Origin of the sequence: Roseobacter weihaiensis (genome assembly GCF_020622345.1) — a bacterium.
Taxonomy (GTDB): Bacteria; Pseudomonadota; Alphaproteobacteria; order Rhodobacterales; family Rhodobacteraceae; genus Roseobacter; species Roseobacter weihaiensis.
This window is the reverse complement of sequence record NZ_JACNMO010000007.1, coordinates 146527-162305: the sequence shown is the minus strand read 5'-3', so window position 1 is coordinate 162305 and position 15779 is coordinate 146527. Positions and strand designations below refer to the sequence as shown.

The 15779-nt window shown below is 63.5% G+C and carries 19 protein-coding genes and 1 tRNA gene; 12 read left to right on the top strand and 8 right to left on the bottom strand.

All coding sequences use genetic code 11. From position 1 onward, the window contains the following. Positions 1–14 precede the first annotated feature (14 nt). Complete coding sequence (gene tyrS, locus H7847_RS10405; RefSeq protein WP_227269417.1) at positions 15–1316, top strand: tyrosine--tRNA ligase; 1302 nt, start codon at positions 15–17, stop codon at positions 1314–1316. Here the strand turns inward: tyrS and H7847_RS10400 are convergent. After that, a complete protein-coding gene (locus tag H7847_RS10400; protein WP_227269416.1) occupies positions 1313–1465 on the bottom strand; it encodes a hypothetical protein in 153 nt (50 codons plus the stop codon). The genes tyrS and H7847_RS10400 overlap by 4 nt on opposite strands. Positions 1466–1495: 30 nt before the next feature. On the opposite strand from H7847_RS10400, the gene H7847_RS10395 reads away from it, so the two are divergent. The 3 genes from H7847_RS10395 to H7847_RS10385 are packed head-to-tail and all read left to right on the top strand — an operon-like array spanning position 1496 to position 3798. Beyond that, positions 1496–2395, top strand: a complete 900-nt coding sequence (locus H7847_RS10395; RefSeq protein WP_227269415.1) for a GNAT family N-acetyltransferase — start codon at positions 1496–1498, stop codon at positions 2393–2395. A gap of 39 nt (positions 2396–2434) precedes the next feature. Beyond that, a complete protein-coding gene (locus H7847_RS10390; RefSeq protein WP_227269414.1) occupies positions 2435–3190 on the top strand; it encodes an SDR family NAD(P)-dependent oxidoreductase in 756 nt (251 codons plus the stop codon). After that, entirely contained in the window at positions 3190–3798 is a 609-nt protein-coding gene (locus H7847_RS10385) for a hypothetical protein (protein WP_227269413.1), read from the top strand. The genes H7847_RS10390 and H7847_RS10385 overlap by 1 nt, the downstream gene beginning before the upstream one ends. Here H7847_RS10385 and H7847_RS10380 read toward each other — a convergent pair. The 3 genes from H7847_RS10380 to H7847_RS10370 form a co-directional block, all read right to left on the bottom strand. After that, the gene (locus tag H7847_RS10380) at positions 3795–5603 is read right to left on the bottom strand and encodes an ABC-F family ATP-binding cassette domain-containing protein (protein WP_227269412.1); all 1809 of its coding nucleotides are present in this window, start codon (positions 5601–5603) and stop codon (positions 3795–3797) included. The genes H7847_RS10385 and H7847_RS10380 overlap by 4 nt on opposite strands. A 31-nt stretch (positions 5604–5634) precedes the next feature. Next, positions 5635–6417 carry a GNAT family N-acetyltransferase gene (locus H7847_RS10375; RefSeq protein ID WP_227269411.1) on the bottom strand — a complete coding sequence of 261 codons (783 nt, stop codon included), beginning with the start codon at positions 6415–6417 and terminating at the stop codon, positions 5635–5637. Positions 6418–6485: 68 nt separating this feature from the next. Further along, positions 6486–6962 (bottom strand): outer membrane protein assembly factor BamE, encoded by a 477-nt coding sequence (locus tag H7847_RS10370; RefSeq protein ID WP_227269410.1) that lies wholly within the window; start codon positions 6960–6962, stop codon positions 6486–6488. Between the two features lie 88 nt (positions 6963–7050). On the opposite strand from H7847_RS10370, the gene H7847_RS10365 reads away from it, so the two are divergent. The 8 genes from H7847_RS10365 (at position 7051) to H7847_RS10330 (ending at position 13016) form a co-directional block, all read left to right on the top strand. Then, entirely contained in the window at positions 7051–7617 is a 567-nt protein-coding gene (locus H7847_RS10365) for a YceD family protein (protein ID WP_227269409.1), read from the top strand. 244 nt (positions 7618–7861) lie between these two features. After that, complete coding sequence (gene rpmF / locus H7847_RS10360) at positions 7862–8068, top strand: 50S ribosomal protein L32 (RefSeq protein ID WP_159979744.1); 207 nt, start codon at positions 7862–7864, stop codon at positions 8066–8068. A gap of 48 nt (positions 8069–8116) precedes the next feature. After that, positions 8117–9190 carry a phosphate acyltransferase PlsX gene (plsX, locus tag H7847_RS10355; RefSeq protein ID WP_227269408.1) on the top strand — a complete coding sequence of 358 codons (1074 nt, stop codon included), beginning with the start codon at positions 8117–8119 and terminating at the stop codon, positions 9188–9190. Further along, positions 9187–10158 carry a beta-ketoacyl-ACP synthase III gene (locus H7847_RS10350; RefSeq protein ID WP_227269407.1) on the top strand — a complete coding sequence of 324 codons (972 nt, stop codon included), beginning with the start codon at positions 9187–9189 and terminating at the stop codon, positions 10156–10158. The genes plsX and H7847_RS10350 overlap by 4 nt, the downstream gene beginning before the upstream one ends. 97 nt (positions 10159–10255) lie before the next feature. Next, positions 10256–10558 (top strand): integration host factor subunit alpha, encoded by a 303-nt coding sequence (ihfA, locus tag H7847_RS10345; RefSeq protein WP_227269406.1) that lies wholly within the window; start codon positions 10256–10258, stop codon positions 10556–10558. 4 nt (positions 10559–10562) lie between these two features. Beyond that, positions 10563–11738: a MerR family transcriptional regulator gene (locus H7847_RS10340; RefSeq protein WP_227269405.1), complete on the top strand. Its 1176-nt coding sequence runs from the start codon at positions 10563–10565 to the stop codon at positions 11736–11738. A gap of 57 nt (positions 11739–11795) precedes the next feature. After that, positions 11796–11872, top strand: a tRNA-Pro gene (locus H7847_RS10335). A gap of 67 nt (positions 11873–11939) precedes the next feature. Beyond that, the gene (locus H7847_RS10330; protein ID WP_227269404.1) at positions 11940–13016 is read left to right on the top strand and encodes a 2'-deoxycytidine 5'-triphosphate deaminase; all 1077 of its coding nucleotides are present in this window, start codon (positions 11940–11942) and stop codon (positions 13014–13016) included. A 40-nt stretch (positions 13017–13056) separates the two neighbouring features. On the opposite strand, the gene H7847_RS10325 is transcribed toward H7847_RS10330, so the two are convergent. The 4 genes from H7847_RS10325 to nagZ form a co-directional block, all read right to left on the bottom strand. Next, positions 13057–13236, bottom strand: coding sequence for a hypothetical protein (locus tag H7847_RS10325; protein ID WP_227269403.1), 180 nt, complete (start codon positions 13234–13236; stop codon positions 13057–13059). 70 nt (positions 13237–13306) lie between these two features. Next, the gene (gene scpB / locus H7847_RS10320; protein WP_227269483.1) at positions 13307–13912 is read right to left on the bottom strand and encodes an SMC-Scp complex subunit ScpB; all 606 of its coding nucleotides are present in this window, start codon (positions 13910–13912) and stop codon (positions 13307–13309) included. 59 nt (positions 13913–13971) lie between these two features. After that, positions 13972–14763, bottom strand: a complete 792-nt coding sequence (locus tag H7847_RS10315) for a segregation and condensation protein A (protein ID WP_227269402.1) — start codon at positions 14761–14763, stop codon at positions 13972–13974. 15 nt (positions 14764–14778) lie between these two features. After that, entirely contained in the window at positions 14779–15777 is a 999-nt protein-coding gene (nagZ, locus tag H7847_RS10310) for a beta-N-acetylhexosaminidase (RefSeq protein ID WP_227269401.1), read from the bottom strand. Positions 15778–15779 lie beyond the last annotated feature (2 nt).

Genomic DNA, 15779 nt, shown 5'->3' with positions numbered 1-15779 from the left:
TGAGAGCAAGACCCATGACCTACCATCCCAAATCCGAGTTTCTGCATGAATTGAGCACCCGCGGCTTTATCGCGGATTGCACAAATCTGCAGGAGCTGGACGAAAAGCTGATCTCCGGGGTTGTCACGGGCTACATCGGTTTCGACCTGACAGCGACCAGCCTGCATATCGGGAACCTCGTTCAGATCATGCTGCTGCGATGGCTGCAAAAGACCGGGCATCGGCCGATCACCCTGATGGGCGGCGGCACGACAAAGGTGGGTGATCCGTCGGGCAAGGATGAGATGCGCAAAATCCTGACGGTGGCGCAGATCAACGAGAATGCAGGCGGCATCCGCAAGGTTTTCTCGCGCTACATTTCTTATGGTGACGGGCCGCTGGATTCGCCGCTGGTCAACAATGCCGAGTGGCTGGACCAGTTGAAATACATCGATTTCCTGCGCGATATCGGCCAGCATTTTACCATCAACCGCCTGCTTGCGTTTGAGAGCGTCAAATCCCGGCTCGACCGGGAACAGCCGCTTTCGTTTATCGAATTCAACTACATGCTTTTGCAGTCCTATGACTTTTTGGAGCTGAACCGGCGCTTTGGGTGCAGCCTGCAGATGGGGGGCTCGGATCAGTGGGGCAATATCGTCTCGGGCGCCGATTTGATCCGGCGGGTCGATCAGGCGGATGCTTATGGTCTGACGACACCGCTGGTGACCCGCGCGGATGGCAAGAAGATGGGCAAATCAGCCGAAGGGGCGGTCTGGCTCAATGAAGACATGATGTCGCCCTACGACTTCTGGCAGTGGTGGCGCAATGTGGCGGACCCGGACGTCGGCCGGTTTCTCAAGCTCTTTACCGACTTGCCCGTGGCGGAATGTGACCGGCTTGGCGCGCTGGCGGGATCCGAGATCAACGCGGCCAAGATCCGCTTGGCAAATGAGGTCACAACGCTCCTGCACGGGGCCGAGGCCGCCCAGGCGGCCGAAGCCACCGCCCGCGACGTTTTTGAGAAAGGCGGCATCGGGGAGGATCTGCCGACCGTAACTCTTTCATTAAATGACTTCTCTGAGGAGACTCCCCTCGACTCGGACCCAAGCGACCCTAACACGCCTAGAACGAGACGAATTGCAGCGCACTCACTTTTCTTACGTGCAGGGCTCGTCAAGTCTGGCAAAGAGGCTAAACGCCTGTTCGCGGAACAGGGCGCACGAATAAACGATACAGTAATCACAGACATTACCACTCAGTTTGAGCCAAATGACTTTGCCGAGCCACTCAAGCTCAGCGCGGGCAAGAAGCGGCACGCGCTGGTGCAGCTGAGCTAAAGCCAGATCAGCTCAACCAGCGTCAGCACGAGAAACACGGGGATAGACAGCGCGGCCGCCACCAGAAAGGCGGCCGTTTTGGTAAGACGCGGCGACGGGGCGGTCACACCCAGGACAGAGTTGGCCTTTTTCATTCCCTTTTTAACCATGTTTTAGGTTTCCATACCGTTAATCACGGCATGTATGATGCGATACCGGATGCCCCCGCCCCATCGCTCCAGCAAAGCCCGGAGTTTGCCCGGACCCTCAAAGCTGTCGGCCAGGAACCCGGACGCCTGCCTTGCGGGGCCCTGACGCTGCGGCGCGCCTGGGCCGGATTGAGAGTGACAATGCTGCCCCGAGCAATCATGCCGGTCCCTAAGCAGACCTGCGCGGATCTCAAACAGACCGGATACCGGGGCCCGGTGATCTTTTCGCCGGATCATCCCGCTGCCCTGGAAAGCGTCGGCGCGCTGCCGCTTGTTGGCCCTGCCGTCGTGGCGGAGCTTGACCTGACATTGGAGGAGGACAGGCTCGAAGCCCGGCTGCATCAAAAATGGCGCAACAGGCTGCGCCACGCGCGCGGACAGGACCTGCGCGTGACACGCCAGAACATGCCGGATGACCCGGCGCACTGGCTTCTGCACGCGGACCTGCAGCGCCAGCAATCCCGCGGCTACAGAAGCTGGCCGGTGGCACTGACGCGGGCCTACGCGGCCAGAAATCCCGGTGCGGCCAAACTCTTCACCGCATTCCAGGGGGGCCATGCGGTGGCTGCGATCCTGATCCTGCGGCATGGTCCGGGCGCGACCTATCATATCGGCCACGCCACGCCACTGGGCCGTGAGACCTCTGCGCAGACACTTCTGTTGTGGGAGGCCATGCGCTGGCTCAAACGGAAAGGCGGCTCTGTGCTGGATCTGGGTCTGATTGACACCGAAGACGCCCCGGGGATCGCACGCTTCAAACTGGGCACCGGGGCGCGGGCCCGCCGTCTCGGGGGCACCTGGATCTGGTGGCCTCCGATGACGCGAATGCTGCGCCCCCTCGCATCGATGGACCGCAAGCTCATGCAAAGCGGCTCGACAGGCGTGGGGTAAAGTGTTTCTCTGCCCCGCAAAACGAGATGAGTGCAGCAGATGAAGCTATCAGAAACAGCCGCCGTGATCACAGGGGCCGCCTCCGGCCTCGGCGAGGCTACGGCCCGGTTTTTCGCGGCCAGCGGCGCAGAGGTCACATTGCTTGACCGCGATGCGGCGCGCGGCGCGGCAGTGGCGACAGAGATCGGGGCGCATTTCGTTGAAACAGATGTGACCTGCGAAGCCTCCGTTCAGGCCGCGCTGACCACGGCACAGCAGAAAATGGGCCGGATTTCCGCCGCCGTGAACTGCGCCGGGATTGCCCTCGGGATCAGCACCGTGGGCCGCGACGGGCCGCATCCGCTGGAAGCGTTTCAGCGCACCATCGACATTAACCTCATCGGCACCTTTAACCTCTGCCGTCTGGCCGCCGCGGTCATGCAGACCAACCCGCCCGGCCCCGATGGGGCGCGCGGCGTTCTCATCAATACCGCCTCGATTGCCGCCTATGACGGGCAGCGCGGCCAGACGGCCTACGCCGCCTCCAAGGGCGGTGTGGTCGGGCTCTGCCTGCCCATGGCACGGGATCTGGCGCGCCATGGCATCCGCGTGATGACCATCGCGCCGGGGATCTTCATGACGCCGATGCTGGCGGGCCTGGGCGAAGAGGTGCAGGCGCAACTGGCCGCCGACGTGCCCTGCCCGCCGCGTCTGGGCGATCCGGCGGAATTTGCAAGGCTGGCCGGGTTCATCGTCGAGGCCGGCTATCTGAACGGGGAGGTGATCCGCATCGACGGCGCGCTGCGGATGCGCTGATGCCGCTGCAGAACCGCGTCCAGCCCACAGGAGAGATCATCACCCACCCCGCGCGCGGGCGGTTCATGGGCAATCGCGGCATTCTGCATGACGACACGCAAACGCTGGGCCGCGCCCGCTGGCGGCACAAGGCCTGGGTCACTTGCGTTCTGTCCTTCAAGGGCCGCAAGCGCCGCCTGATGACCCCGCACCGCTATACCGAACTGTTCTTTCTCGATGAGGCCGTCGCCTTTGCCGCCGGTCACCGACCCTGTGGCGAGTGTCGGCGTGCGGACTACAACCGCTTTCGCATCGCCGCAGAAATCACCAGCAGTATCAAACTCTTTGACGCCGACCTTCATCTCCACCGGGTGCAGACACGGCCCCTGCGGCAGCGGCGCATGCGAGCACAGATCGACGATCTGCCCGACGGGGCCTTTGTGCTGGACGAGCACGGTGCGCCCGCGCTGATCTGTCACGACGCGCTCTGGCCCTTTGCGCCCGAGGGCTACGGTGCGGCCCGCATCAGACCGAAAGGCATGGAGGTCACCGTGCTGACCCCTGCCCCGCTGGTTGCGGCGTTGCGGGGCGGATACACCCTTCAGACGGCGCTGACGCCGCAGGTCTAGCTTTCCGCTTTCTCTTCCAGCAGCAGCCATTCCTCTTCCGCCGCTGCAAGCTTTTCGTGCCGTTCAACCAGCGCATCGGTGGCCTTCTGGAACTTGACGGGGTTGTCGGTAAAGAGCGCGGGGTCGCCCAGCAGGTCTTCGAGCTTGCCGATCTCCGCCTCCAGCCGTGCGATCTCGGCGGGCAGGGAGTCCAACCGGTGCTTTTCGGTAAAGCTCAGCCCCGGTTTGGACGCGGCTTTCGGCTTCTCCGGGGCGGCGGTCTTTTTGGCCGGTGCGACGGAGCCTGCAAAATCATCCTGTCCGCGCTGGCGCAGATAATCGCTCCACCCGCCGGCATAGACCGTGGCGCGCCCGTCTCCTTCCATGGCGATGGTGGTCGCGGCCACCCGATCAAGGAAATCGCGGTCGTGGCTGACCAGCAGCACGGTGCCGTCATAGGTTTCCAAGAGCTCCTGCAACAGGTCGAGTGTTTCGACATCCAGATCATTGGTGGGCTCGTCGAGCACCAGCAGGTTGCTGGGCCGCGCCATGATCCTGGCCAGCAGCAGCCGGGCCTTTTCGCCCCCCGAGAGCGAGCGTATCGGCGCGCGTGCCTGCGCCTCGTCAAAGAGGAACTCCTTGAGATAGCCCACCACATGCTTGGGCACCCCGCGCACCATGACCTGATCGGCCTTGCCGGAGACGCGCATCTCCGGGTCCCCGGTCAGGCTGTCCCAGAGGCTCATGTCACCGTCAAGCTGATCGCGGGCCTGATCGAAGAGCGCAATCTCAAGGTTGGTGCCAAGGGTCACCGTGCCGGTATCGGGGCTGTCCTGCCCGATCAGCATATTCAGCAATGTCGTCTTGCCCACGCCGTTCGGACCGACAAAAGCGATGCGGTCGCCGCGCTGCACGGTCAGCGAAAACGGGCGCAGAATGGTCTTGTCGCCGTAAGCCTTGGTGATCTGCTGCGCCTCGATGACCTTGCGGCCCGATTTGGGCCCGGCCTCCAGCGCCATGGCCGCGGTGCCCTGCCGCTTGATCTGGGCAGAGCGTTCGGCGCGCAGCTCCTGCAAGGCGCGCACCCGGCCCTGATTGCGCTTGCGCCGGGCCGAGATGCCCTCGACCGCCCAGCGGGCCTCGGCCTTGATCTTGCGGTTGAGCTTGTGGCGCTGGGTGTCTTCCTCCTCCCAGACCGTGTCGCGCCAGGCCTCGAAGGTCTCAAACCCCTGTTCGCGCCGCCGCACGACACCGCGGTCGATCCACAGCGTGGCCCGTGTGAGCGCGCGCAGAAAGGCGCGGTCGTGGCTGATGATGACATAGCCCTTGCGGCTTTGCCTGAGTTCACCCTCGAGCCAGGCAATGGCTTCGATGTCGAGATGGTTGGTCGGCTCATCCAGCAACATCAGATCCGGCTCATCCGCCATCAGGCGCGCCAGGGCCGCGCGCCGCCTCTCGCCACCGCTGGCGGTTTCCACCGGGCGCGCGGGGTCGAATTTCAGCCCTGCGCCGGCCCGTTCGACCTTGTACATCTCTGCAGGGTCAAGCGCATGGGCGGCAAAATCCCCCAAAGTGGCAAAGCCGGTCAGGTCGGGGTCCTGCTCCATATAGCCGACCGAGATGCCGGGGCCGGGAATGACATCGCCCCGGTCCGGCTCAACGAGCCCCGCCATCACCTTCATCAGGGTGGATTTACCCGATCCGTTGCGCCCCACCAGTGCTACCCGGTCACCGGGCTGGACCACAAGGCTGAGCCCGTCAAGCACGGGATCGCCGCCAAAGGTCAGCGAAATATCATTGAGTTGCAAAAGCGGAACGCGGGCCATACCGCGCAGCTATGCCGCCTGCGCCGTGGCGTCAATGTCCCAAAGCATTTGGCCCTGAAATATCCGATCCTGAGCCCCCGGAGGCAGGTTGCAGGAGCGCCCGCAGCAGGCGCTTGCGCGCAGGCTGGATCGTCGTCACCTCAAGGGCGGTAAAGACATGCAGCGTGTTCAGGGCCCGGTCCACCACCGCATGATCGCTGACCCAGGCCCCCATCGACAGGTAACTCCGCAGCAAGGGCGGCAGGGATTTGTTGGCTTTCTTGAGGTCACAGGGCTGCGTCCCGCCGCGGTCAAAGAGGAAAACTTCGGGCGATTTGATCCCCGGACACCAGCGGGCCGGGGCCGTATGGCGCGCGCTGAGCACGGCAAAGGCGTCTTGGTAGGGGGCCGTTTCCGTGCCGTCGAAGGACGAACATCCAAAAAGCAGCTGCACACCGCGCCGGTCGACATAATCTGTCATCACAGCCCAGGCCAACCGCAGGATGTCAGGATCGCGGCGGCTGGGATCAACACAAAACCGACCTATCTCGGCCATCGGTCCCTTGAAAACCGCCAATGCCGAAAGGTCATAATGCTGGGCTGAATAGCTTTCGACAACGTCCGGGCCCCCGAACGTCAGCACCCGAAAGCAGCACACCAGGCTGCGGTTTTCACGATCTTCGATCAGAAAATGCAGGCAATGCCCGTCAAACCGGTCCTTGTCGCCCTTGACGCCCCCCCCGAATGTCAGTGCGCGAAGCGCCTGCGCGGCGGCGATCTGCGCGTCTGACTGCGCAACGAATGCCACATATCGTCCTTTTTCAATCCGCTGCATCAACCGAACCTCTGGCCCGCATACGGCCGCCGCGCCGGGCGCGGGGTCTGAGCGGGGCGCAGGGTCGCCTAGCTGCCAAAGTTCGCCGGCCCGAATTGTCCGATATTCCCCAGCAACTGCCGCAGGAAGGTTTTATTCGCAACACTGGAATCGGTCACCCGCCGGGTCAGCTGGATCACCTGCCCCCGCTCCAACCCGAAGGTCTCCACATTGGCGACGATACCATCGTCATCAAAGCTGACCGCGACCACGTTGCGGTCCACGACCTCGGGCTGGAACATTCCAAAGGTCCGGATGCGACTGCGCACGAAGTAGAGAGCGTCATCTTCCAGAACCGAGGTGGACCCCGCTGTGCCCAGCGTCTCTTCCACGCTGGAGCGGGTATCGATGCCGACGACGATCTGTTCCAGATCCTCCTGCGGCGGAACATATCCATGATTGCGGTAGGTGCCGCTACAGGCGCTGAGTGCAAGGACCAACGCGCCAACACAAAAAAGCCGTGCAGCTTTGGGTCTGCCCCTACTGGCCGGTGTCTTGCTGCTCATTCTCGTGCCCTCTTGCCCTTGTGCGTCCTGGCTTCTATCTCGCTTACACCATGCATGCGGCATGGTTCAAGAAACGAAAGTGCTCAGAATGAAGCAAACGCCGCCCACCCCGACCGCTTTGCGCGTGGCCAGCCTGGCGCAGAACGCTGACACCCCCTTTCATATCCGGCCCGCGCTGGAAACGCTGACCCGGATCGCGGCCGAATTGAACCTGTCGGGCCTGCGCAAACTGTCCTTTGAAGGCACCATAACCGCGCAGGGTGCCGCGGACTGGCTGTTGACCGGCACGCTCGGGGCCACGGTGATCCAGCCCTGCGCCGTGACGCTTGACCCCGTGACCACGCGAATCGATGTGCCGGTCCGCAGGCTCTTTCTGCGCGACTTTACCGAGATCGACGCCCCGGAAGCGGAAATGCCCGAGGATGACACGGTAGAGCCGCTGACCGCCTGGATTGACCCCGGTGAGATCATGATCGAAGCACTGGCCCTGCATCTGCCGCTCTATCCGCGCGCGCCGGGGGCGGAACTGGGCAGTCTGGTGGTGACCGAACCCGGCGTGACCCCCATGCGCGACGAGGATGCGCGCCCCTTTGCGGGGCTCGCCGCGCTGAAAGACCAACTGGCGGGCAAGGACGACACCAGCGACACGGACTGACCCCCCCGCCCCGGCGACCGGATAGCGCAACAACCCGCTGTCCAGGGCCGCGAAGGCTGCGAAAAAGGGGTTGCACAAAACCGCAATCACAGTATTTTGCGCGGCTCATCCAAATAGGGTTGGACAAAGCGGTGGCATCGGCCTAAACGCACGTCACACCCGGTATTGGGACAAGATTTATGAAACTCGGCCCGCAGGCTAGGACGTGCTGCGCAGGGCCCCGAACGACAAAAGGCCCAAGACAATGGCTGTTCAACAGAACAAAGTCTCCAAATCGCGCCGCAACAATCGTCGCGCGCATGACGCGCTGGTTGCCGCGAACCCGAACGAATGCACCAACTGTGGCGAGCTGAAACGCCCCCACCATGTCTGTGCCGCCTGTGGTCACTACGACGATAAAGAAGTCGTGGCACTGACAGAAGAGATTGATCTGGAAGACGACGCAGCCTAAACCTTTGCCTAAACAATAAGGGCAGCAGGGTTTGGGGGCAGTCGCTTTATGACGGCACAGACCGATCACGCAACGACAGAGGCCGAGCGCATCGTGATTTCGGTAGATGCGATGGGGGGGGACGAAGGCCCCGCCACCGTGATCGCGGGCTGTGATGTCTCTGCGCGGAAAAACCCCGACATCTCCTTTATCCTGCATGGCCCCGAGGCGGAGCTTTCCAGCCTTGTCGCGCGGCGCAAGGCCTTGGCCGGACGGTGCGAGATTCGCGGCACCTCAGACGTTGTCACCATGGACGACAAACCAAGCCAGGTCGTGCGCAACGGCAAAGGCACCTCCATGTGGTCGGCCATCGAAGCCGTGCGCGACGGCAGCGCGTCGGTTGCGGTGTCCTGCGGCAATACCGGCGCGCTGATGGCGCTCTCGATGATCCGCCTGCGCAAGCTGCCCGGCGTGAACCGGCCCGCCATCGCGGTGCTCTATCCCTCCTCCAACCAGCAAGGGTTCAACGTTCTGCTGGATGTGGGCGCGGATGTGAAAGCCGACGCCGACGATCTGCTGCGCTTTGCCCTGATGGGGATGTCCTACGCGCGCAATGGGCTGGATCTGCCCACGCCCCGGGTGGGTCTGCTCAATGTCGGGACCGAGGAGCACAAGGGAAGGGTCGAGCTCAAAGAAGCCTTTGAGCTGATCCGCGACCAGCAGGAAGGCGGCGGGTTTGAGTTTGTGGGCTTTGTCGAAGGCGGTGATATCTCGGGCAACATCTGCGATGTCATCGTGACCGACGGTTTTACCGGCAATGTGGCCATCAAGACCGGCGAAGGCACCGCCAATCTGGTGGGCGCGCGCCTGCGCGAGGCCTTCAAGTTCACACCGCTGTCGCGGCTGGCGTCGCTGTTGGCCTACCCGTCGCTGCGCCGCCTGAAAAAGAAGATCGATCCGCGCCGGGTCAATGGTGGCGTATTTCTGGGCCTCAATGGCACGGTGGTGAAATCCCATGGTGCAGCGGATGCAACCGGTGTAACCTCCGCCATCCGGCTTGCAGCACAACTGGCGCAGATCCAGTTCACCGACAAGCTGGCCGCGCGCGTGGCCGCCCTGCCCGCAGAGGAGACGACCCAATGACCCTGCGCGCCGTGGTAAAAGGGGTGGGCCACTATCTGCCCGAACGGGTGGTGCCGAACGCAGAGTTCGAAAAGACGCTTGATACCAATGACGAATGGATCCGCGCCCGCTCCGGCATTGAACGCCGTCATTTCGCCGCCGAGGGCGAGACGACCTCCTACATGGCGACCGCCGCCGCGCAGGCGGCCCTGACGCAGGCCGGTCTTGCGGTCGACGACCTCGACGCCATCATTGTCGCCACCTCAACCGCCGATCTGACCTTTCCCTCTGCCGCCACGATGGTGCAGGCAGAGCTTGGCATGACGCACGGCTTTGCTTTTGACGTCCAGGCGGTCTGTGCGGGGTTTGTTTTTGCCCTGAGCAATGCCAACGCGATGATCCTGTCGGGCCAGGCCAAACGGGTGATGGTGATCGGGGCGGAAACCTTCAGCCGCATCATGGACTGGACGGACCGGTCGACCTGCGTGCTCTTTGGCGATGGTGCGGGCGCGGTGCTGCTCGAAGCGCAGGAGGGCCACGGCACCTCGGACGACCGCGGCATCCTCTCGACCGATCTCAACTCCGACGGGCGCCACAAGGATCTGCTCTATGTCGACGGGGGCGTCTCGACGGGCACCACTGGTTACCTGAGGATGCAGGGCAACCAGGTCTTTCGCCATGCGGTTGAAAAACTGGCCGCCACCGCGACCACCGCCCTTGAGCGCGCCGGGGTAACGGCCAAGGATGTCGATTGGGTGGTGCCGCATCAGGCCAATATAAGGATCATCCAGGGTACTGCCAAAAAGCTGGGTCTGCCGATGGAAAATGTGGTTGTGACGGTCCAGGACCATGGCAATACCTCAGCGGCATCGATTCCCCTCGCCCTCTCGGTTGGACATGCCCGCGGGCAGATCAAAGAGGGCGATCTGCTCGTGACAGAGGCCATTGGCGGCGGATTGGCCTGGGGCGCGGTGGTTCTGCGCTGGTAACGCAGGTTATTTCCGCTCAAAGCCCCTGCGCCAAGCCATTGATATTGACTCGGAAAAACCGCTCGCCTTATTGTCGTTGAAAAATAAGGGGATGGACATGACAGACAAGACGTTGACACGAATGGATCTCAGCGAAGCCGTATTTCGTGAAGTGGGGCTCTCCCGCAACGAAAGTGCACAACTTGTCGAATCCGTACTTGAGCATCTGTCAGACGCCCTTGTGCGCGGCGAGCAGGTCAAGATTTCCTCCTTCGGGACTTTTTCCGTCCGGGACAAATCCGCCCGCGTTGGGCGCAATCCAAAGACCGGGGAAGAAGTGCCTATCAACCCGCGCCGCGTGCTGACGTTTCGCCCGTCTCACCTGATGAAAGACCGCGTGGCCGACGGCAACAAGTCCTGAACTGATGTCCAAATCTCCCGATGCTTTCCGCACCATCTCGGAAGTCGCCGACTGGTTGGGCGTGCAGGCGCACGTGCTGCGGTTCTGGGAAAGCAAATTTGCCCAGGTCAAACCGATCAAACGGGCCGGTGGGCGGCGCTACTACCGCCCGACCGACATGCTGCTTCTGGGGGGCATCAAAAAACTGTTGCATGACGATGGTCTGACCATCAAAGGCGCGCAGAAACTGCTGCGTGAAAACGGCGTGGCGTTTGTATCGGATATGTCGCAACCGCTGGATGATCTCACCATGGCGGTCATCGAAGGCAATATCGACGACGCCAAACAAGAGACACCCCAGGTGGCACAGCCGGATGCCGGGACCCCTGTCAGTAAGGGAGATGCGGTCGAGCAGGTCTCCGCCGTCGAAGAAACCACCGAAGTTGAAGACACTGCGCCAGACCTGCCTGCCCCAGACACGCCGGAGGAGGTTCTCACGACATCCGATCTGCACGCGCCCCTGCCCGCCGGGCAAGAAGAGCTGTCCGAGGACCTGCACGCGGAGAGTGACGAACCCGGTGAGGCCCCCCGCGACGACACGGCAGAACGTCAGCCCGACCTTCTCGAGGCGGCTGAACCACCTTCCGAGGCACCCGCTACGACCCCCGCCCCTCTTGAGGTGCAGGAGGATACCCCCGCCACCGAAGACCCGCCGGAGATCGAAGAGGCAGACGCGATGCCGAGCTTTCGGGCGCGGCCCCGTACACCTGACCCTGAACATGAGGTGCCCGCCGACGCGGCACCGGTCGCTGAAAACGAAACGCCGGCAGAGGCTCGACCGGAAACCCCGGTTGCCGAAGAGGCCCCGCTGCTGTCCCCGCAAGAGCACGCCGCGCCGCAGCAGGAGGATACCGGCGCCGCGGCGGCGGCCCCTGACGGGCAGAACCCTGTCGATGAGCCCGCCTTGGCGGTCGAGATGCCAGACCCGGCCCCGCAAGAGCCCCCGAAACCCAATGTGGTGGACATCCCGCCGGTGCCCGACGCCACAGAGATTTCGGTCAACCCCTCGGCCCTCTCGGCCCTGGCAAAGATCAAGCGCCTGACGCCAGAGCAAGCCCATGAAATCAAGCCGTTGCTCGCGCGGCTGACGCGCTTGCGAGCCAGCATGGCCAGTCCGCGCAAAGAAATTCGCAAAGACTAGCGATGTGACAGTTCTCTCTTGCCACGACGCCCAGATCGGGTATGAAGCGCGGTGTGGCGGGCTATGGCGCAGCCTGGTAGCGCGTCCGTCTGGGGGACGGAAGGTCGCAGGTTCGAGTCCTGCTAGCCCGACCATTTTTCACCACACACAAAGGCCCTGTGCGATTTCTGCACGGGCCTTTGCTGTTTAAGGAGCCGGATCATGAGCGGTGTGCTGCCAAACCAATCCATTGAGCAGATGATCGCGGAGAACCAGATCGCCGCCACCCGCACCATCGCCGCCGCCCAGGTCCAGCCCGCGAGCCTTGATCTGCGGCTGGGCACGACCGCCTACCGGGTCCGCGCCTCGTTTCTGGCCGGACAGGGCGCACGGGTCATGGACCGGCTGCGCGAGTTCGAGATGCACCGCGTCGATCTGAGCGAGGGTGCCGTGCTGGAAAAGGGTTGCGTCTATGTGGTCCCGCTGATGGAATCGCTGGCCCTGCCGGCGGACATTCAGGCGGTCGCGAATGCCAAAAGCTCGACCGGACGGCTGGATCTGCTGACCCGTACGATCACCGACGGGGGGACAGAATTCGACAGGGTCGCGCCCGGCTACTTCGGCCCGCTTTACGCAGAAATCTGCCCGCGGTCGTTTTCCGTTCTGGTGCGTCCGGGCATGCGGCTCAACCAGATCAGGTTTCGGGCCGGGCAGGCGATCCTGGATGATGCGGCATTGCAGGCGCTGCATGCGCAAACCCCGCTGGTCGACGGCGCGGCCGTGATCGACGAGGGCCTGGGGTTTTCCGTTGATCTGCGCCTGCCGGAGACGACCCTTGTCGGCTACCGCGCCAAACCCCACACCGGTGTCATCGACCTTGACCAGATCGGCACCTACGCCGCCGCCGACTACTGGGAAGAGGTGCATTCAAGCAATGGCCAGATTATCCTCGATCCCGGTGCCTTCTATATTCTGGTGAGCCGCGAGGCGGTGACGATCCCGCCGGGCTATGCGGCGGAAATGGCCCCCTACCTCGCCATGGTGGGCGAGTTTCGGGTGCATTACGCGGGCTTTTTTGATCCCGGTTTCGGCCATGCCGCGGCGGGAGGCGCCGGCTCTCGCGGCGTGCTCGAGGTCCGCTGTCACGAAGCCCCCTTCGTGCTGGAGCATGGCCAGATCGTCGGGCGGCTGGTCTATGAGCGGATGGCAGCCTCTCCCACGCAGCTCTACGGGGCGGGCATTGCGTCGAATTATCAGGGCCAGGGCCTGAAGCTGAGCAAGCATTTCAAGATGCCCTGAGGGGCGCAGTTCGCTCTGTTGGCGACCCCGCGGCCTTTGCCTAGAGGCGATTGATCCGCCGCGTGACCTTCGCCGTTTGCTTGAGGCGCCCTGCGGCGTCCTTGTCTTGAGGGGCGCGGTTCGCCGCCCTGGCCGAGGCATTCCCGACGCCCGCGTTGATGCCCCGATTGACCAGCTGTCGGATCACCTGCCGCAGCACCATAGAGATAATTCTGTTCATCGCCTGGCCCTCATGTTGCCTGCTCCGGGTGCAATATAGACGCAAAACCCGCTTTTTCAGGAAGATAATTCTAATCTTCGAAAAGTTCGCTCTGGCCTTCGACCGCCGCGTCGCCGTCGTTCTCTTCCGATACCAGATCGAGCGCTCCGGGGGGCGGGCGGTTTTCCAGCAGCCCGGCGGCCCGCAATTCCTTCAGCCCGGGCAGATCGCGGGCATTCTCGAGACCGAAATGGTCGAGGAATTCGCTGGTCACCACAAAGGTCACGGGCCGTCCGGGGGTCATCTTGCGCCGCCCGAAGCGGATCCACTCCATTTCCAGCAGCTGGTCCACAGTGCCGCGTGAGACAGAGACGCCGCGGATCTCCTCGATCTCGGCGCGGGTGACCGGCTGGTGATAGGCGATGATGGCCAATGTCTCGATGGCGGCCCGGCTCAGCTTGCGGGTCTCGACCGTTTCGCGCTGCATCAGGAAGCCGAGGTCCGTGGCCGTGCGCATCGCCCAGGCATCGCCGATCCGGCACAGGTTCACCCCCCGCCCCTCGTAGCGTTTGCGCAGATGCACCAGCGCCTCGGCGGGGTCTGCGCCATGGGGCATGCGCTCGGTCAGCTCCTTGACGCTGACCGGCTCGGCGCTGGCAAAGAGGATCGCCTCCACCATGCGTTCCTGCTCGCCCATAGGGGGCGCCTCAAACAGGCTGTCGGCCTCGGGGGAGGGGCTGTTGGTCTCGTCTTCGCTCACGAATGGCGGTCCTTTTTGCGCAGCTGGATGGGCGCGAATGTCTCGGACTGCCGTATCTCCAGATGACCCTCTTTGACAAGCTCAAGCGAGGCCGCAAAGGTCGCTGCCGTGGCAGAGCGCCGCCGCACCGGGTCCAGCTCCCAGCCTTCGGGCAGGTAGCTGGCGATATCGGTCCACTCGCCCGCATATCCCATCAGGCCGCGCATACGCTCAAGCGCCTGCTCCATCGTGAACACCGCATCCCGGTCCATGACGAAGGGGCGGAAATCATCGCGGGTGCGAATGCGGGCATAGCCCTGCATCAGGTCCAGCAGTGTGGCGGTGTACTGGATCTTGCGCGTGCGGGTCACCTCATGGGTCTGGCCGCGCGCAAAGAAATCCCGCCCCAGCCGGTCGCGCCCCATCAGCCGGGCGGCGGCATCGCGCATGGCTTGCAGGCGTTCGAGCTGAAAGGCCAGATGGGCGGCCAGTTCCTCGCCGCTGGGGCCGTCCTCGGTCGGATCGGGCGGCAGCAGCAGGCGCGATTTCAAAAACGCAAGCCAGGCGGCCATGACCAGGTAGTCCGCGGCGAGTTCCAGACGCAGCGCCTTGGCCCGTTCGACAAAGGCGAGGTATTGTTTGGCCAGGTCCAGCACCGAAATTTTACGCAGATCGACCTTTTGCGTACGACTGAGCGTCAAAAGCACATCAAGCGGCCCCTCGAACCCGTCCACATCCACGATCAGCGCTTCGGCCGCCATGCGGTCGGCCACGGACATCGTGTCTTCTTCGAATGGTATCTCAGCCATGCCCCATATCGACTTTCACGCCCCGTTCAACAGCGTCTCAAGCTGGGCGCGCGCGGCGGGAATGTCAACATCGTCCGGTTGGGTGCGGGCATTCAGGGCGCGCAGGGCGCGGGTCTGTGCCGCAAAGGACATCTCGCCTGCGGCCTCAGCGACCTCTTGCCGGGCCGCCAGCGTGCCATTGCAGTGCAGGATCACATCGCAGCCCGCCGCAAGCGCGGCGCAGGTGATCTGGGTCAACGAGCCTTGCAGCGCCTTCATCGAGATATCGTCGGTCATGATAAGATTGTCGAACCCGATCTCGTCACGGATCAGGGTCATGACCTTGGACGACAGGGTCGCGGGCTTGCTGTCGAGAGCGGCATAGACCAGATGCGCCGTCATCCCCATCGGCAGATCATTCAAGGCCTTGAAGGGGGCAAAATCATGGGCGCTGAGATCGCCGTGCGACGCTTCGACGGTGGGCAGATCAAAGTGGCTGTCCTGTGTCGCCCGGCCATGGCCGGGAATGTGCTTGAGCACCGGGATCACGCCACCCGCCAGCAAACCGTCTGCCGCCGCGCGGCCCAGCCGGGCCACGGCATCGGGGGCCGTGCCATAGCAGCGGTTGCGCAGGAAATCATGGGTCTGAGGCCCGGCAACATCGACCATCGGCGCGCAGTTGCTGTCGATGCCAAGTGCATGCAGTTCCGCCGCGATCAGGCGGTAGCGCAGATACATCGCCTCTTCGGCCTTCGCCCCGGCAGCCCCCACGAAATCGAGCGGCGGCTGCCATTCGGTCCAGAGCGGCGCGCGCAGGCGCTGCACGCGACCGCCTTCCTGATCGATGGTGATGGGAGCCTCGCGCCCCACGCAGTCGCGCATCTCGGCACAGAGCGCGCGTACCTGATCTTCTGTGTCTATGTTGCGGGCAAAGAGGATAAAACCATAAGGATTGGCGGCGCGAAAAAACGACTTTTCCTCGGCAGAGAGCCGCAGCCCGTCCGCGTCAAGGATTGTCGCCCCGAACCGTGCCATGG